General features: G+C 71.1%; 14 protein-coding genes. 8 read left to right on the forward strand and 6 right to left on the reverse strand.

Annotation, left to right across the window (positions count from 1 at the left end; translation table 11 throughout):
* Positions 1 to 35: 35 nt before the first annotated feature.
* From ABZ624_RS00980 to hutH, 3 genes are all read left to right on the forward strand, one after another.
* Positions 36 to 830 (forward strand): enoyl-CoA hydratase-related protein, encoded by a 795-nt coding sequence (locus tag ABZ624_RS00980; protein ID WP_360081448.1) that lies wholly within the window; start codon positions 36 to 38, stop codon positions 828 to 830.
* Between the two features lie 206 nt (positions 831 to 1,036).
* Positions 1,037 to 2,179, forward strand: a complete 1,143-nt coding sequence (locus ABZ624_RS00985; protein WP_360081449.1) for a sensor domain-containing diguanylate cyclase — start codon at positions 1,037 to 1,039, stop codon at positions 2,177 to 2,179.
* Positions 2,180 to 2,267: 88 nt separating this feature from the next.
* Positions 2,268 to 3,806: a histidine ammonia-lyase gene (gene hutH / locus ABZ624_RS00990; RefSeq protein WP_360082125.1), complete on the forward strand. Its 1,539-nt coding sequence runs from the start codon at positions 2,268 to 2,270 to the stop codon at positions 3,804 to 3,806.
* 92 nt (positions 3,807 to 3,898) lie between these two features.
* Here the strand turns inward: hutH and ABZ624_RS00995 are convergent, their stop codons facing one another.
* A complete protein-coding gene (locus tag ABZ624_RS00995; RefSeq protein WP_360081450.1) occupies positions 3,899 to 4,219 on the reverse strand; it encodes a hypothetical protein in 321 nt (106 codons plus the stop codon).
* 110 nt (positions 4,220 to 4,329) lie between these two features.
* Between ABZ624_RS00995 and ABZ624_RS01000 the strand changes: the two genes are divergently transcribed.
* The 3 genes from ABZ624_RS01000 to ABZ624_RS01010 all read left to right on the forward strand — a co-directional run bounded on the left by ABZ624_RS01000 (position 4,330) and on the right by ABZ624_RS01010 (position 9,643).
* Complete coding sequence (locus tag ABZ624_RS01000) at positions 4,330 to 4,677, forward strand: hypothetical protein (RefSeq protein WP_360081451.1); 348 nt, start codon at positions 4,330 to 4,332, stop codon at positions 4,675 to 4,677.
* Positions 4,678 to 4,907: 230 nt separating this feature from the next.
* Positions 4,908 to 6,155 carry an Ig-like domain-containing protein gene (locus tag ABZ624_RS01005; RefSeq protein ID WP_360081452.1) on the forward strand — a complete coding sequence of 416 codons (1,248 nt, stop codon included), beginning with the start codon at positions 4,908 to 4,910 and terminating at the stop codon, positions 6,153 to 6,155.
* A gap of 170 nt (positions 6,156 to 6,325) precedes the next feature.
* Positions 6,326 to 9,643 carry a S8 family serine peptidase gene (locus ABZ624_RS01010; protein ID WP_360081453.1) on the forward strand — a complete coding sequence of 1,106 codons (3,318 nt, stop codon included), beginning with the start codon at positions 6,326 to 6,328 and terminating at the stop codon, positions 9,641 to 9,643.
* A gap of 20 nt (positions 9,644 to 9,663) precedes the next feature.
* Here ABZ624_RS01010 and ABZ624_RS01015 read toward each other — a convergent pair whose 3' ends face one another.
* Complete coding sequence (locus ABZ624_RS01015; RefSeq protein WP_360081454.1) at positions 9,664 to 10,557, reverse strand: helix-turn-helix transcriptional regulator; 894 nt, start codon at positions 10,555 to 10,557, stop codon at positions 9,664 to 9,666.
* Positions 10,558 to 10,726: 169 nt separating this feature from the next.
* On the opposite strand from ABZ624_RS01015, the gene ABZ624_RS01020 reads away from it, so the two are divergent.
* A complete protein-coding gene (locus tag ABZ624_RS01020; RefSeq protein ID WP_360081455.1) occupies positions 10,727 to 11,773 on the forward strand; it encodes an NAD(P)-dependent alcohol dehydrogenase in 1,047 nt (348 codons plus the stop codon).
* Between the two features lie 187 nt (positions 11,774 to 11,960).
* Here the strand turns inward: ABZ624_RS01020 and ABZ624_RS01025 are convergent, their stop codons facing one another.
* On the reverse strand, positions 11,961 to 13,292 hold the full coding sequence (locus ABZ624_RS01025; RefSeq protein WP_360081456.1) for a macro domain-containing protein: 1,332 nt from the start codon (positions 13,290 to 13,292) through the stop codon (positions 11,961 to 11,963).
* Between the two features lie 131 nt (positions 13,293 to 13,423).
* Between ABZ624_RS01025 and ABZ624_RS01030 the strand changes: the two genes are divergently transcribed.
* Positions 13,424 to 14,362: a macro domain-containing protein gene (locus tag ABZ624_RS01030; protein ID WP_360081457.1), complete on the forward strand. Its 939-nt coding sequence runs from the start codon at positions 13,424 to 13,426 to the stop codon at positions 14,360 to 14,362.
* 75 nt (positions 14,363 to 14,437) lie between these two features.
* On the opposite strand, the gene ABZ624_RS01035 is transcribed toward ABZ624_RS01030, so the two are convergent.
* Genes ABZ624_RS01035 through ABZ624_RS01045 form a run of 3 tightly spaced genes read right to left on the reverse strand, consistent with a single transcriptional unit; the run spans position 14,438 to position 17,447 of the window.
* Positions 14,438 to 15,187: a TIR domain-containing protein gene (locus ABZ624_RS01035; RefSeq protein WP_360081458.1), complete on the reverse strand. Its 750-nt coding sequence runs from the start codon at positions 15,185 to 15,187 to the stop codon at positions 14,438 to 14,440.
* Positions 15,184 to 16,773 carry a hypothetical protein gene (locus ABZ624_RS01040; RefSeq protein ID WP_360081459.1) on the reverse strand — a complete coding sequence of 530 codons (1,590 nt, stop codon included), beginning with the start codon at positions 16,771 to 16,773 and terminating at the stop codon, positions 15,184 to 15,186. Before ABZ624_RS01040 ends, ABZ624_RS01035 begins: the two co-directional genes overlap by 4 nt.
* A 20-nt stretch (positions 16,774 to 16,793) precedes the next feature.
* A complete protein-coding gene (locus tag ABZ624_RS01045) occupies positions 16,794 to 17,447 on the reverse strand; it encodes a hypothetical protein (protein ID WP_360081460.1) in 654 nt (217 codons plus the stop codon).
* Positions 17,448 to 17,657 lie beyond the last annotated feature (210 nt).

Here is a 17,657-nt window from a genome sequence, read left to right on the forward strand (position 1 = left end):
GTTAACCCGCGTTAACACGTGAGCCGGAGGGTGTCATGAGTGAGGAGCGGTTCGGGGAGTTCGTGCTGGTGCGGCGGCACGGGTTCGTCGCGGAGCTGGTGCTGGACCGGCCCAAGGCCATGAACGCCGTCTCGACGGAGATGGCCCGCTCCCTCGCCGCCGCGTGCGCCGCGCTGGGCGCCGACCGGGACGCCCGGGTGGTGGTCCTGACCTCGTCCCATGAGCGGGCGTTCTGCGTCGGGGCGGACCTGAAGGAGCGGAACTCCTTCAGCGACGCGGATCTGCTGCGGCAGCGGCCGGTGGCGCGCGGGGCGTACACCGGGGTGCTGGAGCTGCCGATGCCGACGATCGCGGCGGTGCACGGGTTCGCGCTGGGCGGCGGTTTCGAGCTGGCCCTGTCCTGCGATCTGATCGTGGCCGACCGTACGGCGGTGGTGGGGCTGCCGGAGGTGTCCGTCGGTGTGATCCCGGGCGGTGGCGGTACCCAGCTGCTGCCGCGGCGGGTCGGCGCGGCGCGCGCGGCCGAGCTGATCTTCTCGGCGCGGCGGGTGGAGGCGGCGGAGGCGGCCGGGCTGGGGCTGGTGGACCGGGTCGTGGACGAGGGCCGCGATCGCGAGGAGGCGTTGGAGCTGGCCGCCCGTATCGCCGGCAACTCGCCGGTCGGGCTGCGGGCCGCCAAGCGGGCGCTGCGGCTGGGGCACGGGCTGGAGCTGCGGGCGGGGCTGGAGGTCGAGGACGCGGCATGGCGTTCCGTGGCGTTCTCGGGGGACCGCGCGGAGGGGGTGGCGGCGTTCAACGAGAAGCGGGCGCCTCAGTGGCCGGGGGAGTAGGCGGGCCTGCGCTTTTCGGGCGCGCTGTGCCGCAGCTCCGCAGGGCGCGGGGCTGTGTCGACATGCGGCTCGGCCGTGTGGGCGCGACCGGCCCGCCACGCATCCGCACTCGGCGATTTCGACGCGCCCCGAGCTGATGGCCGAACGGTCCACCTGATCGCCGCACCCATATCCCGAATCCCCCCAAAACTCCCTAACCTGGAGTAATGGGTGAGGACAGGCGGCTAGCCGCAGTCGTGGCGCTGGCGCAGGGCATGGCGGCGGCCCACACCCCGCGGGACTCGTGGCAGGCCGCAGCGCTCGGCGCATGCCGCGCGCTGGACGGCCGCTTCGCCGCGCTGTCGGTGTGGGAGCGGCAGCTGGGCCGCCTGCGCGTCCTCGCGAACGTGGGGGACCGGCGCCCGGACGAGGAGGAGTTCCCCGAGTCCGAGGCCTACCCGGTGCACCAGTTCCCGGAGATCACCGAGTTCCTGCACGAGCGGTGGGCCGGCGGGGGCGGACCCAACGCCTGGGTGGAGACCGCCGAGGGGACCGCCGCCGGCACCCCCGGTTACTTCCATCAGCGCGTCGCCGCCCTGCGCCGCAGAGGCCGCGGCTGCTGTGTCGTCGCGCCGGTCGTGCTGCATGGCAGGGCCTGGGGTGAGCTGTACGTCGCCCGCCCCGCCGACGCCCCCGTGTTCGACCGGGCCGACGCCGACTTCGCCACCGTGCTGGCCGCCGTCGTCTCCGCCGGGCTCGCGCAGACCGAGCGGCTGGAGGAGGCCCGCCGGCTCGCGTACACCGATCCCCTCACCGGACTCGCCAACCGCCGCGCCGTGGACGTACGCCTGGAGGAGGCCGTCGAGCGGCACCGCACGGAGGGTGCGGCCGTCAGCCTCGTCGTCTGTGATCTCAACGGGCTGAAGCGGGTCAACGACACCCTCGGGCACGCTGTCGGCGACCGGCTCCTGGAGCGCTTCGGCTCGGTGCTGTCGCTGTGCGGGGCGATGGTGCCGGGTGCGCTCGTGGCGCGGCTCGGCGGGGACGAGTTCTGTCTGCTGGCGGTCGGGCCGGCCGCCGACGACGTGGTCAAGGCCGCCGACGAACTGTGCCGGAGGGCAGGGGAGTTGGAGCTCGGGGAGGGCGTGGCGTGCGGGATGGCCTCGACCGAGGACCCGATCGGGGAGGTGCGCGACGCCCGGCGGCTGTTCCGGCTCGCCGACGCCGCCCAGTACCGGGCCAAGGCCCTGCGGGTCGACCGGCCGGTGGTCGCGGGCCGGGAGGGGCCACCGGATCCGGTCGTACGGCTGGCCGACGAGCCGCCGCCCTCCCATGCCGAGCGGCGCCGGTTCCGGGGGCGCCCGCCGTGAGGCGAAGCCCACACGGATGGGTAAGGGGTGCTCCCGTTCCCCACTAGTGACATCCCCGCATTCAATGCGTACGCTCCTGAATATGGATATGCACACTGTGGTGGTGGGGACGTCCGGTCTCACGGCGTCCGACGTTCTCGCCGTGGCGCGCGGCGGTGCCCGCATCGAGCTGTCGGCGGAGGCGGTGGCGGCCCTGGCCGCGGCCCGCGAGATCGTGGACGCCCTGGCGGCCAAGCCGGACCCGGTCTACGGCGTCTCCACCGGCTTCGGAGCCCTGGCGACCCGGCACATCAGCCAGGAACTGCGCGCCCAGCTGCAGCGCAACATCGTCCGCTCGCACGCCGCCGGCATGGGGCCGAGGGTCGAGAGGGAAGTCGTACGGGCCCTGATGTTCCTGCGGCTCAAGACCGTCTGCTCCGGGCACACCGGCGTCCGGCCCGAGGTCGCGCAGACCATGGCCGACGTGCTGAACGCCGGGATCACCCCGGTGGTGCACGAGTACGGCTCCCTCGGCTGCTCCGGCGACCTCGCCCCGCTGTCCCACTGCGCCCTGACCCTCATGGGCGAGGGCGACGCCGAGGGCCCCGACGGGGCCGTACGCCCTGCCGGTGAGCTGCTCGCCGAGCACGGGATCCAGCCCGTCGAGCTGCGCGAGAAGGAGGGCCTCGCCCTTCTCAACGGCACCGACGGCATGCTCGGCATGCTGATCATGGCCCTCGCCGACCTCGACACCCTCTACAAGTCCGCCGACGTCACCGCCGCCCTCAGCCTGGAGGCGCTGCTCGGCACGGACAAGGTGCTCGCGCCCGAGCTGCACGCCATCCGCCCGCACCCGGGCCAGGGTGCCTCCGCCGCCAACATGCTGGCGGTGCTGAAGGGTTCGCAGCTCACCGGGCACCACCAGGACGACGCCCCGCGCGTCCAGGACGCCTACTCGGTGCGCTGCGCCCCGCAGGTCGCCGGTGCCGGACGCGACACCATGGCGCACGCGCGTCTGGTAGCCGAGCGGGAGCTGGCCTCCGCCGTCGACAACCCGGTGGTGCTGCCCGACGGACGCGTGGAGTCCAACGGCAACTTCCACGGCGCCCCGGTCGCCTACGTCCTGGACTTCCTCGCCGTCGCCGCCGCCGACCTCGGCTCCATCGCCGAGCGCCGCACCGACCGGCTGCTGGACAAGAACCGCAGCCACGGGCTGCCGCCGTTCCTCGCCGATGACGCGGGTGTCGACTCCGGGCTGATGATCGCCCAGTACACGCAGGCCGCCCTGGTGAGTGAGATGAAGCGGCTCGCCGTACCGGCCTCCGCGGACTCCATCCCGTCCTCCGCCATGCAGGAGGACCACGTCTCCATGGGCTGGTCGGCCGCGCGCAAGCTGCGCACCGCCGTGGACAACCTCACCCGGATCATCGCCGTCGAGCTGTACGCGGCCACCCGCGCCATCGAGCTGCGCGAGGGCCTCACCCCGGCGCCGGCCTCACGGGCCGTCATCGAGGCCGTGCGCGCCGCCGGTGTGCAGGGCCCGGGCCCGGACCGGTTCCTGGCGCCCGACCTGGCCGCCGCCGACGCGTTCGTACGCGGCGGCCACCTCGTGACCGCGGCGGAGTCGGTCACCGGCCCGCTGCAGTAACGCTTCACCGTGAGGGGGCCCGTCCCGGCGGATGGGCCCCTTCCGTGGCACTGCGTCACTTGGTGTGCGCTGTCAAGGAATCACCAAGGAAACTAAAAGCCCATGCGTTCGCGGCGTACCGAATACACCACGAATCCGGCGCCGACACCGAGGAAAAGTGTGCCGCCGACGACGTACGGCGTGGTGTCGAGGCTTCCCGTGTCGGCGAGTTCGGTGTCGTCCGCCGCATCCCGTGCGCTGTCCGCGGCCGCCTGCGACACCGCCCTGGCCTGCTGTGTCACATGAGTCGTGGCGGATTCCGTGTGCGCTCCGGCCGGGGCCTGCGAGGCCTTCGCGGACGGGACGAACCACAGCGCGCACAGGAGGGTGCCCGCGGCGGTGGCGGTCAGCAGCGGACGGCGAGCGGATGACACGGAATATCGATCCCCCTTGTGACGCTGGCGAATTGGCCGTGTGGAGCGATGTTAGTGAAAATCGCGGGTCACAGGAAAGTCACAGGAGGTTTCGGTCGTACGCTCGCGCCATGAGCGCTGAAGAGACATCACATTTTGTACGGCTTCGGGTGGACCTGGTCCTCGAGGTGCAGGACGAGGACGCGGTGACCAAGGCCGCGCTGCGCCGGCTCGCCCGGGACGCGGAGCTTCCGGAGTCGGAGCGGGCCCAGGCCGAGGGGGCTGTGACGGACGACACCGCAGAGGCCCTCGCGTATCTCGTGGACCCGTTCGACCTGGTCAGCGAGGTGCCCGGGGTGGATCTCCAGCAGGCGTCCTGGTCGAGCGAGCGGATCGACTACGACCCTGATTCGCCCGACTGGGATCCCGACGAGGATGATGGGCAGGAAGACGACGAAGAAGAGGACGGCATCGGCTGAGCGTCCCGGGGCACCCATGACCCCGGACGGCAACCGCCGTCCGGGGTTTCGTCGTCTCGGGGGGCGCACGGACGGCTTCTTGCATCGCCGGCCTCGGGAGACCGTGGCCGGCGTGGTGCGCCTAACACATGCGAACCATGTGGAAAGGGACGGATCGTCCGTAGCGTGGATGGTTCGCAACGGGGGATTCGGGGTTTTCGCGAATTACGGCAACGATGGAGAAGCGTGTGATGACGGACAGTAAGCGGCGCAAGGGCCTGATGGTCGCGTCCGCACTGCTCGGTGGTGTCCTGGCGGTCACGGGCTGTTCCGGCGGCGGCAACGGCAAGGCGTCCGACGGCGGCGAGAACTCGCAGGCGAAGGCCGACGAGGCGGCGGCCAAGAAGTCGTCCGACGCCCAGATCACCATCACACCCAAGGACGGCTCCGACAACGCCTCCATCAACAACTCGGCCGGCGTCACGGTCGCCAAGGGCACGCTCACCGGTGTCACGATGACCACCCAGGACGGCAAGGCCGTCGCCGGGCAGCTCTCCGCCGACAGGACGAGCTGGAAGCCGACCGTCCAGCTGCAGCGCTCGACCACCTACAAGATCGCCGCGGAGGCCAAGGACTCCGAGGGCCGCATAGCCCACGAGAACGCCTCCTTCACCACGGTCTCCCCGGCCAACAGCTTCATCGGCACCTACACCCCGGACAACGGCTCCACGGTCGGTGTCGGCATGCCCGTCTCGATCAACTTCGACAAGGCGATCACCAACAAGGCGGCCGTGCAGAAGGGCATCACGGTCAGCTCCAGCAGCGGCCAGGAGGTCGCCTGCCACTGGTTCAACGCCAACCGCATGGACTGCCGCCCGGAGCAGTACTGGAAGGAAGGCTCCACCGTCACGCTGAAGCTCGCGCTCGACGGCGTCGAGGGCGCGCCCGGCATCACCGGCGTCCAGCAGAAGACGGTCACCTTCCACATCGGCCGCAACCAGGTCTCGTACGTCGACGCGAAGACCAAGCAGATGAAGGTCACGCAGGACGGCAGGGTCGTCAAGACCATCCCGGTCTCCGCCGGCGCCCCCGAGCACACCACCTACGAGGGACAGATGGTGATCTCGGAGAAGTTCAAGCAGACCCGTATGAACGGCGCCACGGTCGGCTTCACCGACGACGACGGCAAGGGCGAGTACGACATCAAGGACGTGCCGCACGCCATGCGCCTGACCAACTCCGGCACCTTCATCCACGGCAACTACTGGGGCGCGCCGTCCGTCTTCGGCAGCGTCAACACCAGCCACGGCTGCATCGGCCTGCAGGACGTCAAGGGCGCGGGCGACGCGAACATGCCGGCCGCCTGGTTCTACGGCAACTCCCTGGTCGGTGACGTCGTGGTCGTCCAGAACACCGGCGACAAGACGGTCGCGCCGGACAACGGCCTCAACGGCTGGAACATGAGCTGGGCCCAGTGGAAGGCCGGTTCGGCCGCCTGACGCTCCTTCATGGGCGGGACCGCTCAGCCTTGTAACGGAGTCCCGCCCACGGCGTAACAGTTTCCCGTCGCTCTCTCTTACCCTCCTCTCAACCGTTGAGCCGTCCGAACTGCCCCTGGTTTACTGCGTGACCGGTACTCCATCTCCAGGGGGAGAACTTGCTCCGACAAGTGAAAAGTGCTGCTGCGGCCGGTGCCGCCACCGCGGCAGCCGTCGCCCTCGCAGCGGGTTTGACCAGCCCGGCGTCGGCGAGGCCCGTGGAGCGCACCCCGACCACCGCCTCCGCGCTCACCGCGAGGACCCACGTCACGCTGATCACCGGTGACCGCGTCGCCCTCGACGCCAGGGGCCGGATCGTCGGCGTGCAGCGGGCCGAGGGCCGCGCGCACATACCCTTCCAGGTCCGCACGACCAAGGGCCACACACTGGTCGTCCCGGTCGACGCGGCCCGCCTGGTGTCCTCCGGCACGCTGGACCAGCGCCTGTTCGACGTCACCGAGCTGAACAAGGCCGCCACCCGCCGGGCCCAGAAGAACGGCCTGAAGGTCATCGTCGGCTACCGCGGTTCCGCCGCCGCGGCCAGGGCGGACGTCCGAAACGCGGCCCACCTGCGCCGCAGCCTCGGCGCCCTCGACGCCGACGCCGTGCAGACGACGGTCAAGGACACCGCCGGGCTGTGGCACGCGGTCACCCACGGCGACCGGGCCGCCTCCGGCATCGCACACGTCTGGCTCGACGGCGTCCGCAGGGCCTCGCTGGACACGTCCGTGCCGCAGATCGGCGCCCCGGTCGCGTGGCAGGCCGGCTACACCGGCAAGGGCGTGAAGGTCGCCGTCCTCGACACCGGCGTGGACACCCGCCACCCGGACCTCAAGCACCAGGTGACCGAGTCCAGGAACTTCACCTCCGCCGCCGACACCACCGACCACTTCGGGCACGGCACGCACGTCGCCTCCATCGTGGCGGGCACCGGTGCCGCAACACCCGCAGGGTCCGGCGGCACGTACAGGGGTGTCGCTCCGGACGCCGAGATCCTCAACGGCAAGGTCCTGGACGACACCGGCTCCGGTGACGACTCCGGCATCCTCGCCGGCATGGAGTGGGCGGCCTCCCGGGGCGCCTCCGTCGTCAACCTCAGCCTCGGCGGCTACGACAGCCCCGGCATCGATCCTCTTGAGGCCGAGGTCGACAAGCTCTCCGCCACCAAGGGCATCCTGTTCGTGATCGCCGCGGGCAACGACGGCCCCCACTCGATCGGTTCACCGGGCAGCGCGGACGCCGCGCTCACCGTCGGCGCCGTCGACAAGAAGGACAGACTCGCCGACTTCTCCTCCACCGGCCCGCGCATCGGCGACGGCGCCATCAAGCCGGACGTCACCGCGCCCGGCGTCGACATCACCGCCGCCGCGGCCAAGGGCAGCGTCATCGACCAGGAGGTCGGCGAGAAGCCCGCGGGCTATCTGACCCTCTCCGGCACCTCGATGGCCACCCCGCATGTCGCGGGCGCCGCCGCGATCCTGAAGCAGGAGCACCCCGACTGGGGCTACGCCGAGCTGAAGGGCGCGCTGACCGGCTCCGCCAAGGGCGGCGCGTACACGCCGTTCCAGCAGGGTTCGGGCCGTATCGCCGTGGACAAGGCCTACCGGCAGACCGTGATCGCCGACCCGGTGTCGGTGAGCTTCGGTGTGCGGCAGTGGCCGCACACCGACGACAAGCCGGTCACCAGGCAGGTGACGTACCGCAATCTCGGCGACCAGGACATCACGCTCACCCTGAGCAGCACCGCCACCGACCCCAGGGGCCACGCGGCACCGTCGGGCTTCTTCACGCTGGGCGCGACGCGGCTGACGGTCCCCGCGCACGGCAAGGCCTCGGTCGGCCTCACCGTGAACACCAGGCCGGGCGGCGCTCTCGACGGCGCCTACTCCGCGTACGTGACCGCGACCGGTGCCGGCCAGAGCGTCCGCACGGCCGCCGTGGTGCAGCGCGAGGTGGAGTCGTACGACGTCACGCTGAAGTTCATCGGCCGGGACGGCAAGCCCGCCAGGTACTACAACGCCGACCTCAGCGGCACGGGCGGCCTGGCGAACGGCACGGAACTGACCCCGTACGACCCGTCCGGCACGGTGAAGCTGCGCGTGCCCAAGGGCACGTACGTCCTCAACTCCGCCGTCTTCGGGGACCGGAACGGCACCCACGGCACCCACGGCACCGACTGGATCGCCCAGCCGAAGCTGACCGTCGGCAAGAAGCAGACCCTCACGATCGACGCGCGCAGGACCAGGCCGGTCGACATCACCGTCCCGGCCCCGGGCGTGAGGCCGCGGTTCGCCTCGCCGGGGTACACGCTCACGATCGGCGACGAGGAGTACGGCTACAGCTGGTTCCTGGACACGTACAAGGGCTTCCGCACCGCCCACCTGGGCCCGAAGCTCCCCGCGGGACAGCTGTTCCAGCAGTGGGACGGTCACTGGACCAAGGGGACGGGCGAGCAGTACGACGTCATCTCCGGCGGCCCGGTCACCCGGCTCGCCACCGGCTACACCAAGCACTACAAGGCGGGTGAGCTGGCCACCGTCAGGGCCCGGCTGGGTGCCTCCGCGAGCGGCAGGACCGGCTCGGTCGCCGCCACCGGCTGGCTGCCCGGCAGCACGGGCTCGTCCATCGACGTGCCACAGCGGCTGCCCGGCACCCGCATCCTGCACCTGTCCGCCGGCGGCGGGGTCCTCTGGGACCTGCATTTCACCCAGTACGGCGGCACCGACCAGGACGGGTTCCCGCTGCCGGACGCCGCGTACGCGCTCGGCACGTCCTCGTTCAAGGCCGGCAAGAGCTACACGAAGACGGTCAACACCGCGGTCTTCGGCCCGCACGTCGACAAGGACCTCGGCCTCTACCGCTCCGGCGACGAGATCTACGGTTCACTGCCGCTGTTCGCCGACTCCGTCAGGCACGCCGGATACTCGGCCTTCACCTCGGTGACCACGACCCTGTACCGCGACGGCACCAAGATCGGCTCTTCCGACGACCCGCTGTTCGGGGAGACGACCTTCAAGGTTCCGGCCGGTGCCGCCGCCTACCGGCTGACCACCTCGGTCAAGCGCTCGGCGAAGGTCGCCCGGGCCTCCTCCCGGATCGACGCGACCTGGACCTTCCGCTCCAGGAAGATCTCCGGCACCGCCGTCCAGCTCCCCGCCTCCGTCCTCCGCTACGGGATCACGACCGGCCTGGACAGCCGGGTCGCGGCCGGCAGGACGGTCACCTTCCCGGTCACCGTGGAGGGCTCGGCGGCGGGCGGCAGCCTGAAGTCCCTCGCCGTGTACGTCTCCTACGACGGCAAGACCTTCACGAAGGCCGACGTCCGAGGCGGCAGGGTCACCCTCAAGAACCCGGCGAAGGGCAAGTCCCTCTCCCTGCGCTCCGAGATCACCGACAAGAAGGGCAACACGTCGGAGATCACGATCTACGACGCCTACTTCGGCAAGTAGTCGGTCGGCAGCAGGATGGCTCAGGCCGACCGCACCGCGCGGGCCGCGTCCGTGCCCCAGCTGGCCAGGAGGCGGAGGGAGTCGGCGGACGGGGAGCCCGGCTCGGCGTGGTAGGTCAGCAGCGACTGGTCCGAGTCGTCCGTCAGGCGGAAGGACTCGAAGTTCAGGGACAGGTCGCCCACCAGCGGATGGTGCAGGTGCTTGACGCCGTGGCTCTTCTCCTTGACGTCGTGCGTCGCCCACAGCCTGCGGAACTCCTCGCTCTTGACGGAGAGTTCACCGACGAGCGCCGACAGCCGCGGGTCGTCCGGATAGCAGCCCGCGTCCATGCGCAGGGCGCACACGATGTCGATCGCCTTCTGCTCCCAGTCGACGAACAGGTCGCGGTAGTCGGGGCGCAGGAACACCAGGCGGGCCCAGTTGCGCTCGGCAGGCGGCAGTTCCGCCCAGTCGCCGAAGAGCGCCGCCGCCATCCGGTTCCAGGCGAGGATCTCCGAGCGGCGCCCGACGACGTACGCCGGTACGCCGTCCATCGTGTCCAGCAGCTGCCGCAGCGAGGAGCGGACCTGCTGCTGGCGCGCCGCCGGCTTCTTCTTGTGCGACTTCGGCTTGGCCAGATGCGTCAGGTGCGCGTGCTCGGCGTCCGTCAGCCGCAGCGCGCGGGCGATCGCGTCCAGGACCTCCGCCGAGACGTTCCGCCCGTTGCCCTGTTCCAGGCGCGTGTAGTACGCCACCGACACCCCGGCCAGCTGCGCCAGCTCCTCGCGGCGCAGCCCCGGCACCCGCCGGTGCCGGCCGTAGTCGGGCAGCCCCACGTCCTCCGGCTTCAGCCGGGCCCGCCGGCTGCGCAGGAACTCGCTCAGTTCGGCCCGCCGGTCCAGGGGCGGGGACGAGGGCAGGGGCTGGTTGTCCATACGTCCAGTATTCACGGTCGTACGCACAGGAACCTGACCCCGCCAGTGGTACGCACGGCAGTCGTACGCACAAGCGTGGTCTGGGCGGTCGTCGTAGCGTGAGAGAGGCTGGTTGCGTGCCCGGTGGGAAGGCAACCGGACACGATCACATCGCTAGGAGAACCCCGGCATGACCACCACTGTTGCTGCTTACGCCGCGCCCGCCGCGAAGGCCCCGCTGGAGCGGACCATGATCGAGCGGCGCGCGGTCGGCGAGTTCGACGTCCTGATCGACATCGAGTTCGCCGGTATCTGCCACTCCGACATCCACCAGGCCCGGGAGGGCTGGGGCACCGCGATCTTCCCGATGGTGCCCGGTCACGAGATCGCGGGCGTCGTCTCCGAGGTCGGCCCGGGTGTCACGAAGTATGCCGTCGGCGACCGCGTGGGCGTCGGCTGCATGGTCGACTCCTGCCGGGAGTGCGACAACTGCAAGGCCGGCCTGCAGCAGTACTGCACCGGCGGCGGCCCCGTCTGGACGTACAACTCCGTCGGCAAGGACGGGCAGCCCACCTACGGCGGCTACGCGCAGAAGGTCGTCGTCGACGAGAACTACGTCGTCCGCATCCCCGACGGCCTCTCCCTCGACGTGGCCGCCCCGCTGCTGTGCGCCGGCATCACCACCTACTCGCCCCTGAAGCACTGGAACGCCGGCCCCGGCAAGCGGGTCGCGGTCGTCGGCCTGGGCGGCCTCGGGCACATGGGAGTGAAGATCGCCGCTGCCCTCGGCGCGGAGGTCACGGTCCTCTCCCAGTCCCTGCGCAAGAAGGACGACGGTCTGAAGCTGGGCGCCACCCACTACTACGCCACGAGCGACCCGAAGACCTTCGAGGACCTCAAGGGCACCTTCGACATCATCCTCAACACGGTCTCCGCGCCGCTCGACTTCGCCGCCTATCTGTCCCTGCTGCGCACGGACGGCGCGATGGTCAACGTCGGCATCCCCGAGGAGCCGGTGAACATCCTGCTCTCCTCGGTGTTCGGCCACCGCCGCAGCATCAGCAGCTCCGGCATCGGCGGTATCCCGGAGACCCAGGAGATGCTCGACTTCTGCGCCGAGCACCAGCTGGGCGCCGAGATCGAACTGATCCGCGCCGACCAGATCAACGAGGCCTACGAGCGGGTCGTGAACAGCGACGTCCGCTACCGCTTCGTGATCGACACGGCCACGATCTGAGTCATCGGTATCTGCGGCAGCGGCAGGTAGGGGGGCGGGTGCGGGGGCGGGTGAGGCGGCGGCCGGCTGGAGCGCAGGGGCCGCTCCCGTCGCCGTAATTGCCCGGAAGCGCTCCCGAAGCGTTCCGGAAGCGGGCGGTGGCTGTCGGCGGAAGCGGCGGCGGATCTTTGCTGGAGGGGTGAAGAGGTCAGCCGGCAGCGGTCGGCGGGAGCGCCGGCCCCTGCCCGTCCGCACTGCGCAGGAACGCCTCGACCGCCGACAGGTCGGTCCGCTCCAGCTCGTCGGCGCGGATGATGATGCGCAACTCCGGGGAGACCGCCGGGTCCTGGCTCAGGCTCCGGGTGAAGGTCTCGACGATCAGCAACAGCAGCTGCGTGCGGTCGAGCTCCACGATGCGGGACAGGCCCGCGCCGATCAGCGGGATCGCCACCGGTTTGAACAGGCCGTGCCGGGCGACCGCCGGCCACAGGCGCTCCAGGCTCAGCCGCAGGTCCGCCGGGGCGGACCGGGCCCGCAGGTCGTTGCCCAGCCGGGAGTAGGCGAGGGCGAAGACCTTGCGCCTGCCGGCCGGGACCGCGACCGCCGTGCCGATCGGAAAGCGGGTGCGCCGTCCGCGCCGCTTCGCCTGGACGCTCTCCGTGGCCAGCGGGGTGAACTCCTTCAGGCCCCGGCGCAGCCGGTCGTCGAGCAGCCGGTACCGGCCCTCGAAGAGCCGGTCGACCAACTGCCCCTGCACACTCTCCCGGCTGATCACCACGTCGTCGGGGAAGGTGTCGAAGGTGTCGCAGAATCCCACGACCAGGTTGGCGTCCTGCTGCTCGAACAGGTCGCCGCGCAGCACCACGACATCCACCCGCAGCCCGCGCAGGGTGTGGCGCAGCAGTTCGTCGCCGTGCCGCTCGCGCAGCCGGGCGTTCAGCCGGGCGAGGACCGCGGCGGCCTCGGGGTCGTCCGGCCGTTCCCGGGTCGTCTGTTCGGCCACCGGCAGGGCGAGGTCGTAGCGGCCCAGCGCGGTGTGTCCGGCGACCAGTTCCCGCAGCGCGGTCTCCCTGAGCTGGGTCAGCCGTCGCACCGGCACGCTCGAAAACTCCTCGTCCGCCACCTCGGCCAGCGGCCGGCCGTGCCAGAGCCGCAGGGCGTCCGCGAGCAGCCGGACGGCCGAGGCCGGTGCCGCGTGCAGCGCGTCGCCCACCAGACGCGTGAACTGCGTGCTGTCCAACTCCTCGACCGAAAGGTCCAGCTGGTAGGTGCTCTCGGCGCCGTGTGCGGTCGGCAGCCGTCCGGTCCGTACGATCCGGTCGCCCGTGCCCGGTCCCGCGCGGTCGAACGCGCGCCGCAGCTCCAGGATCCGTTTCTGCACCTCGTTGCGGTTGCGCAGGCCCTGGTGCGGCAGTTCCACGGTCTGCTGCCAGACGTCCCGGTACAGCCGGCGGGCGGTCACGGCCTCGCCGTCGGCGGCGACCAGGCGCAGCAGCAGCCGCGCGGTCAGCGGGGTCAGGCGGACCGGAACGTCGTCCACTTCCAGCCGGACGGGGCCCAGAACGTGTACGCGTACAGACGGTGTGCGGCTCTGCACGCGCCTCGCCCCCTCAGCCGCATGACGGCCCGTCAACAGGGCTTTCAGCCTACCAAGATGACTCGGAGTGACGCATGCGATCGACCGTCCCGGACCCGTCGCCGTCCCGTCCCGCCCGGTCGCTGCTGCGCCCCGCGCGATTCCGGCTGCCGCGGTCCTGGCGTGGGCGGCGGGTGTTCCTGGGTAACGTGCTGGCGGCCTTCGGCGGGGTGTCGGCCGTCGTACAGTTCGCCGGCCAGCTGTTTCCGCGCGTCGTGTCCCGGCCCGGTCTGGTGCTGGCCGGTTCGGTGGCCCTGTGCCTGGCCTGGGGGCTGGCCCGGGCGCGTCCGCAGGCCGCCGTACGGCAGGAGTTCAACCGTCCGCACATGACCGTGGTGGTGGAGGAGGGCGACCTCTTCGAGCAGCCCGGCCATCTGGTGGTGGGGTTCACCGACACCTTCGACACCCTGGTGGACGACGGTGTCGTCATCAACGACGACAGCGCCCAGGGGCAGCTGCTCGCCCGCCGCTACGCGGGAGACGCACACCGGCTGGACGCGGAGCTGGCCGCGGCGCTGGACGGGGTGGCTCCGGTGGCGTGGGAGAGCGTGCGGGACAAGCCGCGCGGCAAGCGCGCCCGGTACCCGGTCGGGACCGTCGCCGTGCTCGGCAGCCGCCCGCAGCTGGTCTTCGCCGTCGCCTACAGCCGGATGGGCAACGACTGCGTCGCCTCCTCCGGGGTCCAGGAGCTGTGGCTCGGCCTGGACCGGCTGTGGGACGCCGTCCACCGGCACGGCCAGCTGGAACGCGTCACCATGCCGCTGACCGGTGCGGGGCTCGCCCGGCTGCACGACCTCGACGAGGACAGTCTGCTGCGGCTGATCCTGCTGTCGTTCGTGGTGCACTCGTGGGAGCGGCCGGTCTGCCGCGAGCTGCACGTGGTGATCCGCCCCGGCGAGCTGAGGCGGATCGACCTGCCGGAGACCGGCGCCTTCCTGGCCGGCCTGGCGGCGGGCGCCCGGCGCCATGTCTGACACCGGGCGCCCGCAGGGGCGGTACGGGCCCTCCCCCGGAGCGTGACCGAGCGGCCACTGCGCCCGTACCGCGGCTCAGCGGACCGGCGGCAGCTGCCGTCCGGTCCGTCCGTACGCCGACAGACGGCTGTACGGCCAGGTCTGGCGCCATTCGGAGCCGGTGTCGTCGACCGTGCAGCCGGCGATCTTCAACCGCTGCACGATCTTGCTCAGGGCGGCCTCCGAGCCGTCGAACCGGATGACGTTCCGGCCCGCGATGTCGGCGATCGTGCGCAGCTCACCGACCTCCACCATCAGCGTGCGCTCCGGGTAGGCCATCAGGACCATGCCCAGTTCGATCAGCACGTTCGGCCGGGGCTGGCCGGTCGGCTCGGTCTCGTACGGCGGCTCGTTCGCACCCCGCAGCTCCGGGTGCAGCTGGACGATGTCGTCCGGGGTGAGCAGCACGAGGGCCGCCTGCGCCTGCTCGGGAGCCTTCGCGACGACCTCGCCGAGGAAAGGCGCCGTCTTGCCGGTGGCCCTGACCAGGTCCTCCCATTCCAGCGGACGCAGATCGAGCTTGCGCAGCAGGCCGAACATCTTCGTCCGGACCTCCTCGTCGCGCCCGTGGACGACGAAGACGTTGCGACTGCGGTCCTGGGACGGGCCGGGACGGTCGTCGCCCCCGGACGGCTGGTGGCCGCCGCCGTAGAAGTTCTGCGTGCCCGAGTTGGTGCTGTTGCCGTTGCCGGTGACGAAGCTGTTGCCGCTGCCGAAGGTGTTCCCGCTCCCGTAGTGGCTGCTGTTGCCGGAGCCCGGGCCCGCGCCCGTGGTGCTGTCCGTCATGCCGATCCCGTCCCCCGGCCGCCGTCGGAGGCGCCATAGTGGTTCTGCGTACCCGAGTTGGTGCTGTTGTTGTCGCCGTTCACGAAGTTGTTGTTGTTCCCGTAGGCGTTGAGGATGTTCGTCTGGCGGGCCTCGTGCTCCGCGAGGTCCACGTTGTGCTCCTGCAGGAACTCACGGATGACATGGAGGAGTTGGCGCTCCACGATCTGGGTGTACTTGATCGTGTCCGTCTCCTGGAAGAAGACGTGGAAGTCGTCGCTGGTCGCCATCTCCCGGATGCTGGTGAGCGCCCCGCGGTTCACCAGGGTGTCCGCGTAGCGACCGAGCCCGAACTCACTGGTGTCGGCCGGCTGCGGCAGCAGGACGGTGTTCCTGGCCCACGGCAGCAGACCGGACAGCGCCGATCGGGCCCGGGAGAGGACGGGCCGCAGCGCCGCCTGGGGCGCGGCCCGCAGGGTGTGCCAGCCGACCCTGAGCAGGGTCCCGGCGTCCAGCGCCGCGGGCAGCCGGTCCACCAGGTGGAAACTGGCCTGGATCGGCCCCAGCACATACGAGTAGAACTCGGTGTGCAGGGTGTTCCCCTTGAGGTCGAAGCCCACGAACGCCGTGGTGACCAGCTCCTGGTTCCACGAGCCCACCCGGACGCACAGGTACGCGCGCCCCGAGCCGTAGGTGTCCTGCCAGCGCCCGTCGGTCTGCTCCGGGATCGTCGACCACGCGCCGGGGAGAGTCGTCACGGCCGTGGTGAACGTGCTCTGCTCGACGGCGAGCCCCTCGATCCGCGCCAGCCGGCTGGCGTGGTCGCGCAGTCCCGAGGTCATACGGGCGGAGACATAGGCGGAGAGGTCCTCGACGGTGAAGGGGATGATGTCCTTCCGTTTCGGCTCCTCGCCGGTCGCGTGGCCATGGGCGCCGGTCGCCCCGGGCAGGACCGGCCCGTGCCGGCCCTCGAACATGGTGACGGGTGCGCCGATCAGCAGCTCGGCGGTGGACCAGCGCCGCACCTGCTGGCCCGCGCCGACGAACGGCTTGTAGCCGCCGTAGCAGATCAGACTGCCGTCCGAGGTCTGCTCGCGGTTGATCTTGGTCACGAGTTCGCTCGTCAGCTGGGGATGTCTGGGATACGAGCCGTCGAACCCGCCCGCCCGGCGCGCGGCACCGGTGCGGTGCCCCAGCCGGGAGGTCAGCAGCTGGAGGGTGACGACACGGCGCAGAAACGCGGTGACCCACAGCAGCCACGCCATCACCAGCGTTCCGGTGAACCCGTCCAGGACACCGGCGGCCGCGAGGAGGTAGGTGATGAGCAGGCCCGCGACGAGGACGGCCACCCGGGCCCGGTGCAGCCGGCGCGCCGCCAGGGCGTGCGCGAGCACGGGAACCGCGTCGTACCCGTACGACGGCGCCACCACCCGGAACCGGTGGGACAGCAGCTCGCGGATGACGGTGGCGCGGTACACCGGATCCAGATAGGTGCCCGCGCACAGCAGCCGCGTGGCGTCGCTGGTGGCGTCCGCGGACGGGCGGCCCGGGACCGGCCCGCCGGACCCCGGCGGCGGAGCGGGAACGGAAAGGAATGCACTCGCCATGGCTCTCTTCTCCGCTCTCTTCAGCCGGCCGAGGTCATCGAGGCGTGGGTGATGACCCCGTCGACCACGGTGTACTGACCGGTGTACGACTTCTGCGTGCCGTCGGTCTGCTGGGCGTTCAGGTTCACCGAGACCGTGTCCCCGTCGACGGACTCGACGACGACGTCGTCGTGCTCGGTGGTGTCGAAGCCCGCGACGAAGGATTCGTAGCCCATGTCGAGGTTCTTGCCGCCCAGTGCCCAGGCGGTCTTGAAGTCGCGGCGGTTGATGGCGTCGAAGAAGTCGTTGACGGTCTTGCCGGGACCGGTGGTGCTGTCCGCGCTGCCCGTGCCGTCCGTTCCGTCGGTGCCGTCCGTGCTCGGCGTGCTCTCACCGTCCAGCGGGGTCGGGGACAGGTCCGTGCTGTCGCCGCCGCCGACGGGCGTCGACGGGTCCGTGCCGTACGCCGTGGAGGTGTCCGGCGCCGGCGGATCCCTCGGCGGTGGGGCGTAGTTGTAGCCGCCCTGGCCGTCCGCCGAGGTGGCCCCGGATGCGTTTCCGCCACCCGGAACCAGCAGCGGCAAGACCGCCATCAGCAGGATCAGCAGAAGGGGGAGACCGGCGATGACTAGCGCGTACGTCCGTTCCTGACCCGGGGCGGGTATCAGACTCGGCGGCTCATAGGTGTGGTTCATGGGCCCTCGCAACTCCCGGCGGACAGCCGGGGTCTGGCTCGTTCCAACGGCGTGGCGAGAGTCACCTTGCCCGACATGGGAGGTGTGGGAGCCGGTTTCGCGCTTCCGATACGCTTCCGATCCGGGCCCGGTGAGCGGGCTGTCCCAGCCGGCCCCGACCACCTGTCTGCCCCATGATCAGCCTTCTGTCGGTGCCCACCCGGACGACGC

The sequence above is a fragment of the Streptomyces sp. NPDC007205 genome, assembly GCF_040634095.1.
GTDB lineage: Bacteria > Actinomycetota > Actinomycetes > Streptomycetales > Streptomycetaceae > Streptomyces.

What these genes read in the sequence shown, in the direction of transcription:
- ABZ624_RS00980 (WP_360081448.1), top strand. Translation starts at nt 36, where the DNA reads ATGAGTGAGGAGCGGTTCGGGGAGTTCGTGCTGGTGCGGCGGCACGGG.
- ABZ624_RS00985 (WP_360081449.1), top strand. Translation starts at nt 1,037, where the DNA reads ATGGGTGAGGACAGGCGGCTAGCCGCAGTCGTGGCGCTGGCGCAGGGC.
- hutH (WP_360082125.1), top strand. Translation starts at nt 2,268, where the DNA reads ATGCACACTGTGGTGGTGGGGACGTCCGGTCTCACGGCGTCCGACGTT.
- ABZ624_RS01000 (WP_360081451.1), top strand. Translation starts at nt 4,330, where the DNA reads ATGAGCGCTGAAGAGACATCACATTTTGTACGGCTTCGGGTGGACCTG.
- ABZ624_RS01005 (WP_360081452.1), top strand. Translation starts at nt 4,908, where the DNA reads ATGACGGACAGTAAGCGGCGCAAGGGCCTGATGGTCGCGTCCGCACTG.
- ABZ624_RS01015 (WP_360081454.1), bottom strand. Translation starts at nt 10,557, where the DNA reads ATGGACAACCAGCCCCTGCCCTCGTCCCCGCCCCTGGACCGGCGGGCC.
- ABZ624_RS01020 (WP_360081455.1), top strand. Translation starts at nt 10,727, where the DNA reads ATGACCACCACTGTTGCTGCTTACGCCGCGCCCGCCGCGAAGGCCCCG.
- ABZ624_RS01030 (WP_360081457.1), top strand. Translation starts at nt 13,424, where the DNA reads ATGCGATCGACCGTCCCGGACCCGTCGCCGTCCCGTCCCGCCCGGTCG.
- ABZ624_RS01035 (WP_360081458.1), bottom strand. Translation starts at nt 15,187, where the DNA reads ATGACGGACAGCACCACGGGCGCGGGCCCGGGCTCCGGCAACAGCAGC.
- ABZ624_RS01040 (WP_360081459.1), bottom strand. Translation starts at nt 16,773, where the DNA reads ATGGCGAGTGCATTCCTTTCCGTTCCCGCTCCGCCGCCGGGGTCCGGC.
- ABZ624_RS01045 (WP_360081460.1), bottom strand. Translation starts at nt 17,447, where the DNA reads ATGAACCACACCTATGAGCCGCCGAGTCTGATACCCGCCCCGGGTCAG.